Source organism: Ectothiorhodospira shaposhnikovii (assembly GCF_022227765.1).
Taxonomy (GTDB): Bacteria; Pseudomonadota; Gammaproteobacteria; order Ectothiorhodospirales; family Ectothiorhodospiraceae; genus Ectothiorhodospira.
Map to the genome: position 1 here is coordinate 126049 of NZ_JAJMLZ010000007.1, position 19329 is coordinate 145377.

The 19329-nt window shown below is 64.0% G+C and carries 19 protein-coding genes; 12 read left to right on the top strand and 7 right to left on the bottom strand.

Translation table 11 applies throughout. From position 1 onward, the window contains the following. Positions 1–111 precede the first annotated feature (111 nt). The 10 genes from dksA to acs all read left to right on the top strand — a co-directional run bounded on the left by dksA (position 112) and on the right by acs (position 13822). A complete protein-coding gene (dksA, locus tag LQD11_RS11045; protein ID WP_238617592.1) occupies positions 112–567 on the top strand; it encodes an RNA polymerase-binding protein DksA in 456 nt (151 codons plus the stop codon). A 91-nt stretch (positions 568–658) separates the two neighbouring features. Beyond that, positions 659–1519, top strand: a complete 861-nt coding sequence (gluQRS, locus tag LQD11_RS11050; RefSeq protein WP_238617593.1) for a tRNA glutamyl-Q(34) synthetase GluQRS — start codon at positions 659–661, stop codon at positions 1517–1519. Between the two features lie 67 nt (positions 1520–1586). Continuing rightward, positions 1587–1766 (top strand): hypothetical protein, encoded by a 180-nt coding sequence (locus LQD11_RS11055; protein ID WP_008930735.1) that lies wholly within the window; start codon positions 1587–1589, stop codon positions 1764–1766. Then, positions 1756–4719: a sensor histidine kinase gene (locus LQD11_RS11060; protein WP_238617594.1), complete on the top strand. Its 2964-nt coding sequence runs from the start codon at positions 1756–1758 to the stop codon at positions 4717–4719. The genes LQD11_RS11055 and LQD11_RS11060 overlap by 11 nt, the downstream gene beginning before the upstream one ends. Beyond that, positions 4716–6038 carry a sigma-54-dependent transcriptional regulator gene (locus LQD11_RS11065; RefSeq protein ID WP_238617595.1) on the top strand — a complete coding sequence of 441 codons (1323 nt, stop codon included), beginning with the start codon at positions 4716–4718 and terminating at the stop codon, positions 6036–6038. The genes LQD11_RS11060 and LQD11_RS11065 overlap by 4 nt, the downstream gene beginning before the upstream one ends. 149 nt (positions 6039–6187) lie before the next feature. Beyond that, a complete protein-coding gene (locus LQD11_RS11070; protein WP_238617596.1) occupies positions 6188–8116 on the top strand; it encodes a putative nucleotidyltransferase substrate binding domain-containing protein in 1929 nt (642 codons plus the stop codon). Between the two features lie 266 nt (positions 8117–8382). Then, the gene (locus LQD11_RS11075; protein ID WP_238617706.1) at positions 8383–8637 is read left to right on the top strand and encodes a DUF4212 domain-containing protein; all 255 of its coding nucleotides are present in this window, start codon (positions 8383–8385) and stop codon (positions 8635–8637) included. A gap of 21 nt (positions 8638–8658) precedes the next feature. Then, entirely contained in the window at positions 8659–10425 is a 1767-nt protein-coding gene (locus tag LQD11_RS11080; RefSeq protein ID WP_238617597.1) for a sodium:solute symporter family protein, read from the top strand. A gap of 197 nt (positions 10426–10622) precedes the next feature. Then, on the top strand, positions 10623–11663 hold the full coding sequence (locus LQD11_RS11085; RefSeq protein ID WP_238617598.1) for a DUF294 nucleotidyltransferase-like domain-containing protein: 1041 nt from the start codon (positions 10623–10625) through the stop codon (positions 11661–11663). Positions 11664–11878: 215 nt separating this feature from the next. Next, entirely contained in the window at positions 11879–13822 is a 1944-nt protein-coding gene (acs, locus tag LQD11_RS11090; protein WP_238617599.1) for an acetate--CoA ligase, read from the top strand. A gap of 63 nt (positions 13823–13885) precedes the next feature. Here the strand turns inward: acs and LQD11_RS11095 are convergent, their stop codons facing one another. Beyond that, positions 13886–14479 carry an NUDIX domain-containing protein gene (locus tag LQD11_RS11095; RefSeq protein WP_238617600.1) on the bottom strand — a complete coding sequence of 198 codons (594 nt, stop codon included), beginning with the start codon at positions 14477–14479 and terminating at the stop codon, positions 13886–13888. 102 nt (positions 14480–14581) lie between these two features. On the opposite strand from LQD11_RS11095, the gene LQD11_RS11100 reads away from it, so the two are divergent. Beyond that, positions 14582–14887, top strand: coding sequence for a hypothetical protein (locus tag LQD11_RS11100; RefSeq protein WP_008930726.1), 306 nt, complete (start codon positions 14582–14584; stop codon positions 14885–14887). 11 nt (positions 14888–14898) lie between these two features. Here LQD11_RS11100 and arfB read toward each other — a convergent pair whose 3' ends face one another. Next, positions 14899–15312, bottom strand: a complete 414-nt coding sequence (gene arfB / locus LQD11_RS11105; RefSeq protein WP_238617707.1) for an alternative ribosome rescue aminoacyl-tRNA hydrolase ArfB — start codon at positions 15310–15312, stop codon at positions 14899–14901. Positions 15313–15431: 119 nt separating this feature from the next. On the opposite strand from arfB, the gene LQD11_RS11110 reads away from it, so the two are divergent. Next, positions 15432–15629 (top strand): YjfB family protein, encoded by a 198-nt coding sequence (locus LQD11_RS11110; protein ID WP_008930724.1) that lies wholly within the window; start codon positions 15432–15434, stop codon positions 15627–15629. Between the two features lie 67 nt (positions 15630–15696). On the opposite strand, the gene LQD11_RS11115 is transcribed toward LQD11_RS11110, so the two are convergent. From LQD11_RS11115 to LQD11_RS11135, 5 genes are all read right to left on the bottom strand, one after another. Further along, a complete protein-coding gene (locus LQD11_RS11115; RefSeq protein WP_238617601.1) occupies positions 15697–15966 on the bottom strand; it encodes an Lrp/AsnC family transcriptional regulator in 270 nt (89 codons plus the stop codon). 123 nt (positions 15967–16089) lie between these two features. Then, a complete protein-coding gene (locus LQD11_RS11120; RefSeq protein ID WP_238617602.1) occupies positions 16090–17685 on the bottom strand; it encodes a peptide chain release factor 3 in 1596 nt (531 codons plus the stop codon). Positions 17686–17762: 77 nt separating this feature from the next. Further along, the gene (locus LQD11_RS11125) at positions 17763–18164 is read right to left on the bottom strand and encodes a DUF3106 domain-containing protein (protein ID WP_238617603.1); all 402 of its coding nucleotides are present in this window, start codon (positions 18162–18164) and stop codon (positions 17763–17765) included. Positions 18165–18307: 143 nt separating this feature from the next. After that, positions 18308–18694: a hypothetical protein gene (locus LQD11_RS11130; protein WP_238617604.1), complete on the bottom strand. Its 387-nt coding sequence runs from the start codon at positions 18692–18694 to the stop codon at positions 18308–18310. Next, entirely contained in the window at positions 18691–19296 is a 606-nt protein-coding gene (locus LQD11_RS11135; protein ID WP_238617605.1) for an RNA polymerase sigma factor, read from the bottom strand. Before LQD11_RS11135 ends, LQD11_RS11130 begins: the two co-directional genes overlap by 4 nt. Between the last annotated feature and the right edge of the window lie 33 nt (positions 19297–19329).

Below are 19329 nucleotides of genomic sequence, written 5' to 3' on the forward strand. Positions count from 1 at the left end.
GATCATCGTGTTCATGGGGTCGGCCGGGCGGGCCGTTCGGCCTTTTGCTTGCGCCCGGGCCGATTCTCTGGTATCTAGACTCGCCTTTTGACACTCAGGAGTTTGCGAGCGATGGCCTCCAGCAAGAGTACGCCAAACGGTTCCGGCAGTCTTTCCCAGTCTGGTCAGGGTATCGCCCCCTACCAGCCGGCCGAGGGCGAGGAGTACATGTGCAAGCCCCAGAAGGATCACTTCCGCACCATTTTGCTGGCCTGGAAGCAGGACCTGATGGAAGAAGTGGACCGCACCGTGGGCCACATGAAGGAAGACGCCGCCAACTTTGCCGACCCGGCGGACCGCGCCACCCAGGAGGAGGAATTCAGCCTGGAACTGCGCACCCGCGACCGGGAACGCAAGCTGATCCGCAAGATCGACGAGGCCCTCAAGGACATCGAAAGTGGCGACTACGGTTACTGCGAGGCCTGCGGCGTGGAAATCGGTATCCGCCGCCTGGAAGCCCGCCCCACCGCCACCCTGTGCATCGACTGCAAGACCCTGCAGGAGATCAAGGAAAAGCAGATGGCCTGATGACACAGCCGGTCAAGGCAATACGGCTGACAGCACCTTCCCGTGAGCAGGCGCCGCCCTGCCACGGGAGGGTCTGATTCGCCGGTCATCCATGACCTACATCGGTCGTTTCGCCCCCTCCCCCACCGGCCCCCTGCACCAGGGTTCCCTGGTCGCCGCTGTCTTCTCCTTTCTGGATGCCCGCGCCCACCAGGGCACCTGGCGGGTGCGCATCGAAGACCTGGACCCACCCCGGGAACAACCCGGCGCCGCCGATGCCATCCTGCGCACCCTGGAAGCCCATGCCCTGCACTGGGACGAAGACATCCTCTATCAGAGTTCCCGCCTTGAGGCCTATGCCGAGGCCATGACGGCGCTGCGGCACAAGGGACAGGCCTATGACTGCGGATGTACCCGCCGTGAGATCGCCGCCTCCGGCCTCGCCGGACTGGAAGGCCCGGTCTATCCCGGCACCTGCCGTCGGGGACTGGCCCCCGGACGGGCTCCCCGTGCCCTGAGGGTACGTACCCACGATGATCCCATCGGCTTCCACGATCGCTACCACGGCCTTGTCAACCAGCGCCTGAGCCGGGAGATCGGTGACTTCGTGATCCGCCGCGCCGACGGACTCACGGCCTATCAGCTGGCGGTGGTGGTGGATGATGCCTTTCAGGGCATCACCCATGTGGTCCGGGGCAGCGACCTGCTGGACTCCACCCCCCGCCAGATCCACCTGCAGCGACTGCTGGCACTGCCCACGCCGGTCTATCTGCACCATCCCCTGGTGCTGAATACCACCGGCGACAAGCTCTCCAAGCAGACCCACGCCCCGGCGGTGGACGACGCCACCCCCCTGACCAACCTGGCCGCCGTGATGGGCTTTCTCCACCTACCCCTGCCCCGGGACTGGCGGGATGCCACCCCTGCCGCGCTGCTGGACCATGCCCTGGCGCACTGGCCCTTCCGGACCTGATGCTGGCCTGAACCGGCCGGATGCTGCATCCTTGCGGGTTTGAAGGATCCATCCCAGGACCCAATCCATGTCATCCCAGGACAAGACACTGCTGCTGTTCCTGCTCGGCGTGCTGCTGTTCGCATCGCCGCTGGTGGCGTGGTGGACCCGTTCGGGCGCCCCCTGGTATCTGCCCTACCTGCTCTGGGGCGGGATCATCGCCCTGGCCTGGGTGGTGCAATGGCGACGGGGTCGCCATGATCTCTGAGATCGGTCTGCTCTACGCCGTCGGGGTCGCCTACCTGGCGCTGCTGTTCTTCATCGCCCACGCGGCGGAAAAGGGCTGGCTGCCGGGCCGACTGGTGCACCACCCGCTGGTCTATACCCTGTCCCTGGGGGTCTACGCCACGTCCTGGAGCTTCTACGGCAGCGTGGGGTTTGCCAACACCGAAGGCTATCAGTTCCTCACCATCTATCTCGGGGTCACCCTCGCCTTCCTGCTGGCACCGTTGCTGCTGGCGCCCCTGCTGCGTCTGGTGCGGGAGTATCAGCTCACGTCCCTGGCCGACCTGTTTGCCTTCCGCTATCGCAGCCAGTGGACCGGGGTCATCGTCACCCTGTTCATGCTGGCGGGCATCCTTCCCTACATCGCCCTGCAGATCAAGGCGGTCACCGAATCCGTTTCCGTGCTGACCCGGCAGGACACGCCTCACCTGCTGGCCCTGGGTTTTTGCGCCACCCTGATGCTGTTCGCGATCCTGTTCGGCGCCCGCCACATCACCCCCCGGGAAAAGCACGAGGGCCTGGTGGTGGCCATCGCCTTCGAGTCCGCCGTCAAGCTGCTGGCCCTGCTGGCGGTGGGCGGCTTTGCCCTGTTCGGGGTCTTCGGCGGCTTCGGTGGACTGGATGCGTGGCTGACCGCCCACCCGGAGGCCCTGGAGGCCCTCTATGAACCGGTGCGCGAAGGCCCTTGGATGACCCTCATGGTGCTGGCCTTCGCCGCCGCCTTCCTGCTGCCGCGGCAGTTCCACATGACCTTCGTGGAGAACATCAACCCCCGCTCCCTGCAGACGGCCACCTGGGCCTTCCCCCTGTTCCTGCTGCTGCTCAATCTGCCCATTCCCCTGATCCTCTGGGCCGGTCAGGCCACCGGCCTGCAGACCGCGCCGGACTATTACGTGCTGGGGCTGCCGGTGGCGGCGGACCAGGGCTGGCTGGCCCTGTTCACCTTCATCGGCGGGATTTCCGCCGCCAGCGCCATGATGATCGTCACCACCCTGGCCCTGGCCGCCATGTGCCTGAATCACCTGATCCTGCCGGCCCATTACCGCCAGCAGTCCCTGCCCCGGAACAATCTCTACGGCTGGCTGTTGTGGGGCCGGCGGGTGCTGATCCTCCTCATCATCGGCATGGGTTACGGCTTTTACTGGCTGCTGGAATTCAACCAGGGCCTGGCCCAGATCGGCCTCATCTCCTTCGTCGCCGTGGCCCAGTTCCTGCCCGGCATCCTGGGCCTGCTGTTCTGGCCGCGGGCCAACCGGGTGGGCTTCATCGCCGGCCTGATGGGCGGCATCCTGGTGTGGCTGCTGGCCCTGATCGTCCCGCTGATTCACGACTCCGGCCTACCCATGGTGGATTTCAACCTGATGCGCTGGATGGGGGCCGAGGAGGAAAACCGCTGGGCTTTTGCCACCTTCTGGTCACTGACCCTCAACAGCCTGCTGTTCGTTGCCGGCTCCCTGCTCACCCGGCCCACCCGGGAGGAACTGGAGGCCTCCCAGAGCTGCCGTCGGGAACAACTCACCCCGAGCCGGTTGCTGGGGGACGGCGAGATTCGCAACGTGGAACAGCTGCGCACCAACCTGTCCCAGGTGATCGGTCCGCAGACCGCCGCCCTGGAGATCCAGCGCGCCCTGGGCGACCTGAAGCTGGACCCCCGGGAACAACGCCCCAACGAACTGCGCAAGCTGCGGGCACGGCTGGAACGCAACCTGTCCGGCCTGATGGGGCCTCTACTGGCGCGCATGATTGTGGACAATCGCCTGGAAGTCCCGCCCCAGACCCAGGTAGCCCTGGCGGACAGCCTGCGCTTCGTGGAGGAGCAACTGGAACACTCCACCGTGCGTCTCAAGGGACTGGCGGCGGAGCTGGATACCCTGCGTCGCTATCACCGCCAGGTACTCCACGAACTGCCGCTGGGAGTCTGTTCCATTTCCTCGGGGGGCGACATCCTGATCTGGAACAACACCATGGCCGCCATCTCCGGCATTTCCTCCTCCTATGCGGTGGGACAGACCCTGGACGGACTCAAGGACCCCTGGGACGGGGTGCTGCGCACCTTCATCAACGGCGATGACCGGCACCTGTACAAGCTGCAGCTCACCGTGGACGGCCGCCAGCGCCGGCTGAACCTGCACAAGGCCGCCATCGAGTCCGCCGGGCTGGGCAGTTCCGTGGCCCATGGCCTGGGGGGGATGGTGGTGCTGGTGGAGGATCTGACGGAACTGCACAATCTGGAAAGCGAGGTGGCCCACAACGACCGCCTGGCCTCCATCGGCCGTCTCGCCGCCGGGGTGGCCCATGAGATCGGCAACCCGCTGACCGGCATTGCCTCCCTGGCCCAGAACCTGCGGTACGAAAAGGACCCCGCGGAGGTGGACCTGACTTCCCGTCAGATCCTGGAACAGACCCGACGCATCAACGACATCGTTCAGTCCCTGATCACCTTCAGCCATAGCGGTGAGGTGCCCCGCATGCGGCCCGCGCCGGTGAACATGCGGGCCTGCGTGGACGAAGCGATTCATCTGGTACAGTTGAGCGACAGCGGTCGGGACATGCGCTGTTTCAACGAAGTGCCCGACACCCTCATCGCCCGGGGCAACGCCCAGCGCCTGTTGCAGGTCTTCGTCAACCTGATCAACAACGCCCTGCAGGCCGGCCGTCCCGGCGACCGCATCGTCATTCGCGGCGAGTACGTCCTGGGCAGCGTGGAGATCCAGGTGGAGGACGAGGGCAGCGGCATTCCGGAATCCGTGCTCGACCGGATCTTTGAACCCTTCTTCACCACCAAGCCCCCGGGCGAAGGGACCGGTCTGGGGCTGTCGGTGGTATACAGCATCATTCAGGACCACGGCGGCATGGTCTACGCGGACAACCTGCCCGAGGGCGGAACCCGCTTCCATATCCGGCTGCCGGCCGTCGAAGAGGAGACCCTGGCTTGAACCGAATCCTGATCCTGGAAGACGAAGCGGTGATTCGCCGTGCCCTGCGGCGTCTCCTGGAACACGAAGGCTATCGCATCGAAGAGGCGGCCTGCATCGCCGACGCCCGCCGGCTGTGCGAGGCCTCCCGCTTCGACCTGCTGATCTGCGATCTGCGCCTGCCCGACGGCGAAGGCATCGAGATGCTCGGCCACTGCGGCGACACCCCGGTACTCATCATGACCAGCTATGCCAGCGTCCGCTCCGCCGTCGATGCCATGAAACAGGGGGCCACGGACTATATTGCCAAGCCCTTCGACCATGACGAGATGCTGTTGTGCGTGGCCCGCATCCTCAAGCAGCGGCAGCTGGAGCGGGAAAATGCCCAGCTCCAGTCCCAGCTCGGCCAGGTCTATCCGGTGGAGGGCATGGTGGGCGAGTCGCCCGCCATGCAGCAGGTATGCAGGACCCTGGACAAAGTGGCGCCCACCGATGCCACGGTCCTGATCCGGGGCGAATCCGGCACCGGCAAGGAACTGGTGGCACGGGCCATTCACAAGAAGAGCCGCCGCGCCCAAGCCCCCCTGGTCTCGGTCAACTGCGCCGCCATTCCCGAAGGACTGCTGGAATCGGAGCTATTCGGTCATGAAAAGGGGGCCTTCACCGGTGCCGCCCAAAGCCGCCAGGGATTGGCGGAAGCCGCCGACGGCGGCACTTTGTTCCTGGACGAGATCGGTGAACTCACCCCGGCTGCACAGTCCCGGCTGCTGCGGGTGCTGCAGGACGGCGAGATTCGAAGGGTCGGTGCCAACAGCAGTCGCAAGGTGGACATCCGCCTGCTGGCGGCCACCCACCGGGATCTGGAGCTGATGGTGCGGGAAGGGGACTTTCGCGAGGACCTCTACTACCGGCTCAAGGTCATGGAAATCGGCCTGCCGCCCCTGCGTGAACGGCTGGAAGACCTGCCCCGGCTGGCGGATTTTCTGCTGGAAAAGGCCTGTCGGCGTCTCAAGCAGGCACCGGCACGACTGGCACCGTCGGCCCTGGCGGCCATGCAGGCCCATCGCTGGCCCGGCAACGTGCGGGAGTTGGAAAACGCCCTGGAACGGGCGGTGATCCTGGCCGACGGCGACTGCATCGCCGCCGAACACCTGGGCCTGACCCCCGGACCGAGCCAGGAAGCGACCCCGGACACCAGCCTGGAGGACTACTTCCGCCGCTTCGTGCTGGAAAATCAGGCCCGGATGACCGAAACGGAACTGGCCCGGCGGCTGGGCATCAGCCGCAAGGCCCTCTGGGAACGGCGCAACCGCATGGGCATCCCCCGCCCCAAAGCCTGAGCCTGCCTGTTACCTTGGGTAACATCCGTTACCCAAGGTAACAGGCATCCCGCACACACCCGTCACAAGTCCTTGTTTCCACAAGGAACAAAAACCTGGCACGCCTTCTGCAATGGTAGCCGTCAAGACCACGGCCATCCATGGATACCATGCAGACAGATCCAGGCAACAGCGCAGACCGGCAACGGGGCGTCCTCATCCCCGTGATGGAATTCCTGGGGCGCCACGAGCCCTTTGCCCGGATGGACCCGGTCCATCTGGAATTCCTTGCCAAACGCCTGCGTCTGGTCTTCTACACCCGTGACGAGCAGATCCTGAACCCCAAGTCCGGGCCCGCCGACCGATTCTTCATCGTCAAGCAAGGTCGGGTACTGGGAGAGTCCCTGGACCCCAACGGCAATCCCGTCAGCACTGCCTGGGTGCTGGCACCGGGGGAATGCTTTCCCATCGGTGCCCTGCTGGCCCGCCGGCCGGTGAAAACCCGCTACCGGGCCGCCGAGGACACCTTCTGCTTCGAGATGGACCGGGACGATTTCAATCATCTGCTCAAGATGTGCCCCGAGTTCCACGATTTCTGTACCCGCCGCCTGGCCAGCCTGCTGGACACGGTGCAGCGTCACGTGCAGTTCAGCACCGCCTCGGGGCTGGGCGGCGACACCTCCCTCAACACCACCGTCGGCGAACGCCTCCAGCGCGAACCCGTCACCTTCCGGCCGGACGCCCCCATTCGCCGGGCCCTGCAGGCCATGCAGGATGAACGCATCGGCAGCGTCATCATCACCGATGACGAGCAAAGGCCCCTGGGCGTCTTCACCCTACACGACCTGCTCAAGCGGGTGGCCTTGCCCGAGATCGGCCTGGATCAGCCCATCAGCGCGGTGATGACCCCCGATCCGGTCACCCTGCCCTCCAGCGCCTTCGCCTTCGAGGCCGCCATGCTGATGGCCAGCCACGGCTTCCATCATCTGTGCATCGTCGACCGGGGCCGGCTGCGGGGCGTGATCTCCGAGGGCGACCTGTTCTCCCTGCAGCGGGTCAGCCTGGCCAACCTGAGCCGCTCCATGAGCCAGGCCGAGGACGTCAATGCCCTGGCCCGCCTGGGCACCGACGTGCACTTGCTGATCGGCCAGATGATTGCCCAGGGCGTTCGGGTGGACCAGATCACCCAGATCATCGCCATGCTCAATGATCAGCTCACCCGCCGCATCATCACTCTCTGCCTGCATGAAACCGGCGGCGACATCCCCGAGTTCGACTGGCTCTCCTTCGGCAGCGAGGGCCGTCAGGAACAGACCCTCAAGACCGACCAGGACAACGGCATGCTGTTCTTGCCCCAGGACGGCATGACTGCGGACCAGATCCGTGCCCGGCTGCTGCCTCTGGCGGAACGGATCAACGAGGCCCTGCGGATCTGCGGCTTCCCCCTGTGCCGAGGGCGGGTCATGGCCAGCAGCCCGGAGTGCTGCCTGAGCCTGGAAGAATGGCGTACCCGTTTTTCCCGCTGGATCGACCAGGGCACGCCCGAGCACCTACTCAAGGCCAACATCTATTTCGATTTCCGGGTGCTCTACGGCGGCGAGCAGCCGGGTGCCGGGCTGAGGGCCTGGTTCCTGGAAAAAACTTCAAAGAATAGCCGTTTTCGCCGCCAGATGGCGGAAAACGCCCTGCGCCTGCGCCCCCCGCTGGGGCTGTTCGGTGACTTCAAGGTCAGTTCCGGCGGCGGGCGCCACCCGCGCAGCCTGGATCTCAAGGTCAACGGCACCACCCCCTTCGTGGACGTGGCCCGCATCTTCGCCCTGGCACTGGAGATGCCCGACAGCAACACCACACGCCGTTTCGAGGCCTGTGCCGAGGCCGGGGTGATGAAGCGGGAAGATGTGGCGGCCTGGCTCAACGCCTACCACTACATCCTGCTGCTGCGCATGCGTAATCACCATGAGCAGGCCCAGGCCGGCCAGCCCCTGAGCAATTTCATCAACCCCGAGCGTCTGGACGAACTGGAACAGCGGATTCTCAAGGAGGCATTCCGGCAAATCCGCAAACTGCAGTCACGCCTGGCGCTGGAATATCAGCTGTAAGGACATCAGGGCAGAACCCGGGCCCAAGGGAATGCAGAGCCCATCACCCACAACAGGACAAGGAACCCAACCCCTTGATTCACGCATTCAAGATGGAGGCAAGACCACATGCAGTCCGACCCTAACCCGGCATACCGAATGTATCGGAGGAGTCCATTATGAGTGAAAAAATGAGAGATCTTCTCAAAAAGATCCTGGCGGAAGAAAGCGGCATCAGCGCCAAGACCCGGGAGCAGATTCAACAGACCCTGGCTTCCGCCGGTAGCCTGGAAGAGCAGAGAAGCGCCTACTGGAAGGCCAATCTGAGCATCCTCGGCTGGTGTCTGGGGGTGTGGTTCATCGCCGGCTACCTGCTGCCCATCTTCATGGTGGACGCGCTCAACACCATGTCCATCGGCGGTTACCCGCTGGGCTTCTGGATGGCGCAGCAAGGCTCCATCTACACCTTCCTGGTGCTGATCTTCTTCTATGCCTGGTGGATGAACCGCCTGGACAAGAAGTTTGACGTCCACGAAGAATGATAACGACTGGGGGATAATCCTATGGATCTTAAATTAATGATCTACCTGGTGGTCGGTGCCACCTTTGCGCTGTACATAGGCATCGCCATCTGGGCCCGGGCAGGCAGCACCGGGGAATTCTACGTGGCCGGCAAGGGCGTCAACCCGATCGCCAACGGCATGGCCACGGCGGCCGACTGGATGTCCGCGGCCTCGTTCATCTCCATGGCGGGTCTGATCGCCTTTTTGGGCTACAGCGGCTCGGTCTACCTGATGGGCTGGACCGGCGGCTACGTGCTGATGGCCCTGCTGCTGGCGCCATACCTGCGCAAGTTCGGCAAGTTCACGGTGCCTCAGTTCGTGGGGGATCGCTTCTACTCCAACGGCGCGCGCATCGTGGCGGTGATCTGCCTGCTCATCATCTCCATCACCTACGTGATCGGGCAGATGCGCGGCGTGGGTATCGCCTTCTCGCGCTTCCTGGAAGTGGACATCCTCTGGGGCCTGATCGCCGGCATGAGCATCGTGTTCGTGTACGCCGTGCTCGGCGGCATGAAGGGGATCACCTACACCCAGATCGCTCAGTACGTGGTACTGATCTTTGCCTATACCGTGCCCGCGGTGTTCATCTCCATCCAGCTCACGGGTCACTTCCTGCCCCAGACCGGCCTGGGCGCCACCCTCTCCGGTGACGACAGCCGTTACCTGCTCGACGCCCTGGACGGCATGATGGTGGATCTGGGCTTTGCCGAGTACACCACCAACGCCAGCTTCAGTACCCTCAACATGTTCCTGCTGACCATGGCGCTGATGATCGGTACCGCCGGCCTGCCCCACGTCATCATCCGTTTCTTCACCGTCCCCCGCGTGCGTGACGCCCGCAAGTCCGCCGGCTGGGCCCTGATCTTCATCGCCCTGCTCTACACCACCGCTCCGGCCGTGGGTGCCATGGCCATGTACAACCTGGTGAACACCCTCTACCCCGGCGGTGTGGGCAACGTCAGCGAAGCCATGGTCTACGACGAGCGTCCGGACTGGATGCGTACCTGGGAAAACACCGGCCTGCTGGTATTCGAAGACAAGAACGAAGACGGCCGCATCCAGTACTACAACCAGAACAACCCGCCGGCCTTCGTGGCCGAGAACGACCTGCAGGGCAATGAACTGGTGCGTCTGGACCGCGACATCATGGTGCTTGCCAACCCGGAAATCGCCAGCCTGCCCAACTGGGTGATCGCGCTGGTGGCAGCCGGTGGTATCGCGGCGGCTCTGTCCACCGCGGCGGGTCTGTTGCTGGCCATCTCCTCGGCCATCTCCCATGACCTGCTCAAGGGGGTGTTCATGCCCAAGATCTCGGAGAAGAACGAGCTCATGGCAGGACGCATCTCCATGGCGGCGGCCATCCTCCTGGCCGGTTATCTGGGGCTTAATCCACCAGGCTTTGCGGCCGAGGTGGTGGCACTGGCATTCGGCCTGGCGGCATCCTCCCTGTTCCCCGTGCTGATGCTGGGTATCTTCTACAAGCGGATGAACAAGGAAGGCGCCATCGCCGGCATGCTCACCGGTCTGTTCACCACCCTGATCTACATCTTCCTGTACAAGGGCTGGTTCTTCATTCCGGGCACGGCCATGCTGCCTGACAATGCCAGCGGCTGGATCATGGGCATCTCGCCCCAGGGCTTCGGTACCATCGGTGCCATTCTGAACGTCACCGTGGCACTGATCGTCTGCAAGCTGACGGCTCCGCCGCCGAAGGAAATCCAGGCCCTGGTGGAAAGCGTGCGCGTGCCGCGCGCCGACACCGCCTGATCTTCCACCCAACCGGGGGACCCGCACCGCGGGTCCCCTCCCCATGCACCGGATCAAGATGTCTGTGCCGGCGCCATCCCGAAAGGCGTGACGCCCACACAGACTGCTTGTTCAGAACCTGGCCGAGGCAATGGCCAGAATGACGTCGGATGGGCATGATATGGGGTTTCCCCGCATCAGCCCGGAAGACAAGACGGATGGATGTAAAGACGCTGATCAGCCAGGTGAAGGAGGCTGAGGCACGACACGACCTTGAGCAACTGGGGCGCCGACTCCCGGCACTGCAGATCCGGCTGATCCGCGACAGCGCGGACGCCAACGCACTGGGGCATGCCATCTCGGACCTGGCGGACGCCTTCACGGGGCGTTTCATCCAGCTGGCGGAGGCCTCCCTGGGTCCTCCCCCCATGCCCTATGCCTGGGTAGCCTGCGGATCACAGGGGCGGCGGGAGCAAACCGTGCATACGGATCAGGACAACGCCCTGATCCTGGCAAGGGCCGCGGATCGGGAGGCGTCAGGGTATTTCGGCGAACTGGCCGAACAGGTCGCGACGGGACTGGATGCCTGCGGGTTCGTTCTCTGTTCGGGAGAAGTGATGGCCCGCAACCCGGAATGGCGTCAACCGCTGGAACACTGGGAGCGCAACTTCAGGGGATGGATCGAACAACCGGAACGAAAATCCGTGATGCTGGCGCAGAACTTCCTCGATCTTCGCTGTATTCACGGAAAAATCGATCTTCTGGAGCAATTGCGCCGTCGTATCCTGACCATGATCCGGCACAACGCGGGATTCATGGCGGCGCTGGCCATGGAAGCCCTGCATGACCGACCACCGCAGTGGTTGCCCGGCGGCCGGCTGTCACGACTGATGCGGCAATCGCCGGTGCTGAACATCAAGCGGGCCGGCATCATGCCCATCGTCGGCCTGGCTCGTCTGCTGGCCCTGGCGGACGGTGTGATGGTGCTGGGAACACGCGAACGTATCCGTGCGGCGGTCGCCAGCGGTCGACTGAGTGAGTCCGGCGGACGGGATCTGACAGCCGCCTGGGATTGCATCACCTTGATGCGCGCCCGACACCAGGTGCATTGCCTGGAACAGGGCGGGAAGGCGGACAACCGGCTTGATGTCGGCAACCTGTCGCAGCCGGAGCGGCGACAGTTGCGGGAGGCATTCAAGGTGGTGCGACTCATCCAGAACACGACGGGGCGGCGCGTTGCCGGTTTTTTGCTCCAATAAGGTGCGGATTCGCACAGGAATGTGGCAGCAATAATAAGCCCGGGTTATTCTGGAATAAGTCCGGTCATTGCCGGCCATGACAGGAACCAGGCATCCAGGGCCAACGCACGGCGACAGGACACAGACAGCACAGTCCGTAGAGACCCGGGAACAGGATTTCTGCCGACCCCGATGGTGGTTGGCTACGTTTCAAATGTCTTTTTGAGGAGGAACCCATGTCGGAAGTGAAGATTCACGAAGTACCGAAAGACTTTGCCGCGAATGCCCATGTCAACCTGGAGCAGTACGAGTCCATGTACCGCCGGTCGGTACAGGACCCCGATGCCTTCTGGGCCGAACAGGCCAAGACCTACCTGGACTGGTTCCAGCCCTGGGATTCCGTGCTGGAAGGCAACTTCGAGGGCGAAGCCCGGGTCACCTGGTTCAAGGGCGGCAAGCTGAACGTGGCCCACAACTGCCTGGACCGCCACCTGGATACCCGGGGTGACCAGGCCGCCATCATCTGGGAAGGCGACGATCCTTCCGAAGACCGCACCATCACCTACCGTGAACTGCACGCCGAAGTCTGCAAGTTCGCCAACGTGCTCAAGGCCAAGGGCGTGAACAAGGGTGATCGGGTCTCCATCTACCTGCCCATGATCCCCGAAGCCGCCGTGGCCATGCTGGCCTGCGCCCGCATCGGTGCCGTGCACTCCATCGTCTTCGGCGGCTTCTCTCCGGATGCCCTGCGCGACCGGATCCAGGACGCCGAGGCCAAGGTGGTCATCACCTCCGACCAGAGCCTGCGCGGCGGCCGCAAGGTGCCCCTGAAGGCCAACGCGGACAAGGCCGTTGCCCAGTGCCCCAGCATCACCACCATGGTCGTGGTCAAGCGCGGCGGCGAACCGGTGGAATGGAAGGAAGGCCGTGACGTGTGGTACCACGAGGAAGTGGCCGCCGCCGCCGCCGACTGCCCCGCCGAGCCGATGGACGCCGAAGATCCGCTGTTCATCCTCTACACCTCCGGCTCCACCGGCAAGCCCAAGGGCGTCATGCACACCACCGGCGGCTATCTGCTGCAGGCAGCCATGACCCACAAGCTGGTGTTCGACTACAAGGACGGCGAAGTCTACTGGTGCACCGCCGACGTGGGCTGGGTCACCGGTCACAGCTACATCATCTACGGCCCGCTGGCCAACGGCGCCAAGAGCCTGATGTTCGAAGGCGTGCCCAACTATCCGGACAACGGCCGTTTCTGGCAGGTGTGCGACAAGCACAACGTCTCCACCTTCTACACCGCCCCCACCGCCATTCGCATGCTGATGGGTGCCGGTGACGAATTCGTCACCAAGCACAAGCGCTCCACCCTGCGCCTGCTGGGCACCGTGGGCGAGCCCATCAACCCGGAGGCCTGGGAGTGGTATCACCGGGTCGTGGGTGACGGTCGCTGCCCCATCGTCGATACCTGGTGGCAGACCGAGACCGGCGCCCACATGATCGTCAACCTGCCGGGTGCCGTGGACATGAAGCCCGGCTCCGCCACCAAGCCCTTCTTCGGCGTGGAGCCCCTGCTGGTGGACGACCAGGGCAACGAGATCACCGAGACCCCGGCGGAAGGCAACCTGTGCATCAGAAATCCCTGGCCGAGCATGATGCGCAGCCTGTGGGGTGATCACAAGCGTTTCGTCGAGACCTACTTCAAGATGTACCCGGGTCTGTACTTCACCGGTGACGGCGCCCGTCGTGACGAAGACGGTTACTACTGGATCACCGGTCGCGTGGACGATGTGCTCAACGTCTCCGGTCACCGCCTGGGCACCGCCGAGATCGAATCCGCCCTGGTGCTGCATCCCAAGGTGGCCGAGGCCGCGGTGGTGGGCTATCCCCACGACATCACCGGTCAGGGCATCTACGCCTACGTCACCCTGATGGCGGGCGAGGAAGGCGACAAGGCCCTGGCCGATGAACTGGTGAAGCTGGTGCGCACCGAGATCGGGCCGATTGCCAAGATCAACCTGATCCAGTTCGCTCCCAGCCTGCCCAAGACCCGTTCGGGCAAGATCATGCGCCGCATCCTGCGCAAGATCGCCGCCAACGAACTGGAGAACCTGGGTGATACCTCCACCCTGGCCGATCCGGAAGTGGTGAACGTCCTGATCGACAACCGCCTGAATAAGTAAGCCAGGTCGGGCACAACAAGGATGGTTGCGACGGGGGCACGGCATGCCGTGCCCCCGTTCAATTTACCCGCCCCAACGCTCCCTGAGGCCATCCCGATTCAAGCGCAGCCACTGCAGGGCGATGATGGTCATGGCCGTATCCACCTGCATCCGGTCCAGGCGGTCAAATGCCTCCTCCGCGGGCAGCACATGCACCCGGATCTCTTCTCCCTCGTCGGCCAGGCCATGGACGCCTCCGGCCTCTCCCAGATCCGCGCGCGCCACGAACAGGGAAATCCGTTCCGAGGAACTGCCGGGCGTGGAATAGTAGTCATGGATGTGCACCAGTTCATCCAGCCGGCAGTCCGCCTCTTCCAGCGCCTCCCGGCGTGCCACGGATTCCGCCCGCTCTCCCGCGTCCATGAGGCCGGCGATGATCTCCATCAGCCAGGGACCGTGGGGCGACTCGATGGCGCCCACCCGGAACTGCTCCACCAGCAGCACGACATCGCGTACCGGATCATAGGGCAGCACGCCGGCCGCATGACCACGGTCCAGGAGCTCCCGCTCGATGACCATGGGCTCTCCGCCTTCAAACCGGCCATGGGACAGACGCAACCGGCGCAGGTGGAAGAAACCCCGATACAGGTCTTCGAGCTTGAGTATTTCCCATTTCATGCAATGATCACCTATGAACGGCAAGGATATCGGCACGCCCATCACACCATGACGCCGTGCTACCCCTCGGGCAAGCCCCAGACATCGAGTATACTGAGAGCCATGAAAGACCTGCTCAAACTACTGGAATCCCTGATCGGCCGCGAGGCCACGGTGGACGGCATCCACTGCGAGGTGATAGAGATCCTGGAAGCGGGCCCCCGGGTGGTGGTGGGCCAGATGGATGGCGAACATGTGATCCAGCCGGACCAGCATGGGGAACCCCACCGGCGGGTACTGCAGACCTTCACCCTGCCGGTACTCAATGACGAGGCCACCGACATTCACCCCGTGATCATGACCATGGCGGGCGAACCCCTGTCGAGCCGGATCCGCGAGGCCCTGCTGGAACAGCATCGGCTACCCTGATCCATCAACCGCTACGGCTCCACCCTGCCCCGCAGGGCCTTGACCCTACCCCGCTGAATCTTGCTCTCCAGACGCCGTTTTCGGGAAGCCAGGGTGGGACGGGTGGCCTTGCGCGCCTTGACCGGCTTCATGGCCTCCAGGATCAGATCCTTCAGGCGGGCGAGCGCGTCCTCCCGGTTCTGTTCCAGGGTGCGAAAGCGTTGCGCCTTGATGATCACCACGCCCTCCTTGCTGATCCGCTGATCGGCCCGTTGCAGCAGTCGTTCCTTGTACACCCTCGGCAGGCTGGACCTGGGAATGTCAAAGCGAAGGTGTACCGCGGAAGACACCTTGTTCACGTTCTGCCCACCCGCCCCCTGGGCCCGGATCTGGGTCAGTTCGATTTCCCAGTCAGCCAGTGTCACGCTATTGGAAATGATCAGCACGATGCCTTCCCGGGTCTTTTCCGATCGAGCCCTCAAGTCTGCGGCAAATCCGCCGATAGACTGATTGAGGGGCCTTGCAGGCGCCTCGGACACTCACGCAAAACCCAAAGGTTTTCATTATGGACGTCAACGCAATCGCCGCCCTGGCTACCCAGATGTCCCAGCAACAACTCGCGCAGGATGTCGGTACGGCGGTACTCAAGAAGGCCATCGACACCCAGGCCCAGGGTGCCCTGGCCCTGGTGGAGGCCCTGCCGGATGTGAGCAGTGCCGCACTCCCCCCCAACGTGGGCACCATCATCAATACCACGGCCTAAGCCGCATGTCAGGCCCCGCGGAGATCCGTCATGGGTCCCCGCGGGGTTAGCCACACACGCTTTCCCCCTATACCGAGAACATCGCCTCCAGGTCATGCCTGGAGTAGGCCTTGAAGGCCAGCAGGGTATTGGTCTTCTCCAGTCCCTCGATGGTCAGCAGATGGTGGGTCACCAGTTCGGCCAGATCATCGTTGCGCGGGACGCGGACGATGGCGATGAGGTCGTAATTGCCGCTCACCGAGAACACCTCGGATATCTCCTTCATGTCCGCCAGACGATCCGCGATCGCGTTGATCCGGCTGCGTTCCACATTCATGAGGATGATGGCTGTGACCATGCTGACTGGCTCCTGCTGGGTTGTTTGGTGATCCGGGGCAGGCTAACCCGAACCGCCCGGCAGGTCCATGCCCCGTGAAGCGCGAAACTCACGCCATAGCCTGAAAGGCTTGGCGGGAGTAGTTCATTGACTGATCCCATGCTCCCGGGTGGCGCTGAAGGTGATCTCCGGCCACTTCTCCATGGCCATCTGCAGATTCACCCGGGTGGGCGCGATGTACACCAGATCACCGCCATGGTCGATGGCCAGGTTGGCGGCGGCCTTGTCCTTGAACTGCTCCAGCTTGCGCTCATCCTCGCAGGTGACCCAGCGGGCGGTCTGCACCGAAACCGTCTCGAAGGCGGCGTCCACGTTGTATTCGGATTTCAGGCGATGGGCCACCACGTCGAACTGCAGCACACCCACCGCACCGAGGATCAGGTCATTGTTGGTCAGCGGCCGGAACAACTGGGTTGCCCCCTCCTCGCAGAGCTGCTGCAGCCCTTTCTGCAGCTGCTTCATCTTCAGGGGGTCGCGCAACTGGGCGCGCCGGAACAATTCCGGGGCGAAGTTGGGAATCCCGGTGAAGGCCAGGGCCTCGCCCTGGGTGAAGGTATCACCGATACGGATGGTGCCGTGGTTGTGCAGGCCGATGATGTCCCCGGGATAGGCTTCTTCCAGGTGTTCCCGGTCCGAGGCCAGGAAGGTCAGGGCATCGGAGATGCGTACATCCCGCTTGATGCGCACATGGTTGAGCTTCATGCCCTTGGTGAAGGTGCCCGAGCAGATGCGCAAAAAGGCAATCCGGTCCCGGTGCTGGGGGTCCATGTTCGCCTGGATCTTGAACACGAAACCGGAAAAGGTTTCCTCGTCCGGGGACACCTTTCGGGTCTCGGTGGGGCGAGGCTGGGGCGCGGGGGCGTGCTCGACAAAATCATCCAGCAACTCCTGGATGCCGAAGTTGTTGATGGCCGAACCGAAGAATACCGGCGTCTGCCGTCCGGCCAGGTACTCGTCCTTGTCGAACTCGTGGGACGCCCCCATGACCAGTTCCAGCTCCTCGCGCAGTTCCGCCGCCTGGCTGCCCAGCACCTCGTCCAGACGGGGATTGTCCAGACCCTGGATGATCTCGCCCTGCTGGATCTTGCCGCCGTGGGTGGGCGAGAACAGGTGCACCGCATCCCGCTTGAGATGGTAGACACCCTTGAAGCGCTTGCCCATGCCGATGGGCCAGGTCACCGGGGCACACTGGATCTTGAGCACATCCTCCACTTCATCCAGCAGTTCGATGGGCTCGCGGCCTTCCCGGTCCAGCTTGTTGATGAAGGTCATGATGGGGGTATCACGCAGGCGACACACCTCCATCAGCTTGATGGTGCGTTCCTCCACCCCCTTGGCCACGTCGATGACCATCAGGGCCGAGTCCACCGCGGTGAGGGTGCGATAGGTGTCCTCGGAGAAGTCCTGGTGACCGGGGGTATCCAGCAGGTTGACGATGCGGTCCTTGTAGGGGAACTGCATCACCGAGGACGTCACGGAAATGCCGCGCTGCTTTTCCAGCTCCATCCAGTCCGAGGTGGCGTGCCGGGCCGCCTTGCGGCCCTTGACGGTCCCCGCCAACTGGATGGCACCCCCGAACAGCAGCAGCTTTTCGGTCACCGTGGTCTTGCCGGCATCCGGGTGCGAAATGATGGCAAAGGTACGGCGGCGGGCGGTTTCAGTCGCGTATCTGGAGGGCATGGGCGGCACGGCCTGTGGGTAAAACCGTGCATTTTACGACAGATGGGAGGATGGCCCAAGGATTGTGGGCCCCGGCATCACCGCCCGGGAGACCCGCTTCGCTCCCGGATGGCCTGACGCTCCTCCGGACTCATCTGCAACCAGCGCTCCCGCAAACGCTCCCGCTCATCCGGCGGCAGGCGCTGGAAGTGCTCCAGACGCTCCCGGTGCAATCGACGTTCATGCTCGGGCATGGCCTCCATCCGACGACGTTGATCATGCAACTGCCGACGCTCCTCGGGCGAAAGCGACTCAAGGCGCCGCAGATCGCCACTGAAACGGGCCCGCTGCTCGGGCGTCATATCCTGCCAGCGATCGGCCACGCGCAGCAAATGCAGGCGCCGGTGCGGGGGCAGATCATCCCAGCGCTCCGCCAACGGCGCCAGTATGGCGCGTTCGGCACGGGTCAGTTCCGCCCAGTCCGGAGCGGGTTTGTCCATCGGCATCATCATCCGTTCGCCTCGCCCACGGTCACCGGGGCCCCGATCAGGGAAAGGACCCTGGCCAGGTTCGGGCGGCACACCGAAGGCCACTCCCGGCAGACATAACAAAAACATAACCAGCAATCCAGGCAGATACCGACTCATCCCGATTCCTCCATCACCCATTGCAGAAATGCCGGATCATTCATCAGGAAGGAGTCATCCATGTCCAGCACCCACTCGATGTCATCCATTTCAGCCAGGACCACCGGCAAGGGTGGATGCCCCATGGTGTCCAGATTGAGCACAAGCACCACCGCCAGCATCACCGAGGCCGCAGCGGCAAGGCCGCCCAGAGGCATCCATCCGTGCCTTTTACTGGCATCCGCCACCGACCTGGGCCCGGCCCCGGCATCCGCCCTTGCAAAGGCTTCACGGCGGGCCCGCTGCAGACGCATTTCCTCCTGCAAGGACAGGCCAGCCTGCCGATCAAGGGTCTGCCGGACCCGGCAGAGCCAGGGCTCCATCTCGCGATCTTCGGGACTCATCGGTAGGCCTCCAGGTGCTGTCGAAGGGTTTGCAGGGCGCGGTGCAGATGGGTCTTCACACTGCCCTCGCTGACGCCCAGTGCCGCCGCCGTGGCGGCGGTATCCAGCCCCTCCCAGTGACGCAACAAAAAGGCCTGCTGCTGTCGAAGGGGCAGTTGTCTCAGAGCCGACTCCAGATCCACGGCAAAACGGCCATCCTCCAGGGACTGGTCCGGGCCGGGGGTGAAGGTGTCCGGCAGCGTCAGCATGGGATCTTCCTGGGCGTCATCCCCCAGCCCCAGCACAGCCATCACCCGCTGCCGCACCCGGCGACGCCGGTAAACATCCCGGATGCGGGTCTGCAGGATGCGCCAGAAAAGGGGTTCCCATGCCTCCGCCGACCGGTCGCCGTAACGGGAAATCAGCGCGGTCATGGCATCCTGAACCACATCCAGCGCCGCCTCCCGATCCCCCAGGGCCAGGGCTGCCATCCGTACCCCGCGACCCTGAACCTGTTCCAGGAACCGTTCCAGGGTCGCGGGTGATGCCGCCTCGGCGGGCGTGTCGCCATGCACGTCGGCATCATCCACATACACCTCCGTTCGCAGGGCAAGACCTTGCATCACTGTGACTCCGGCTCGGCATCATGGATCCTT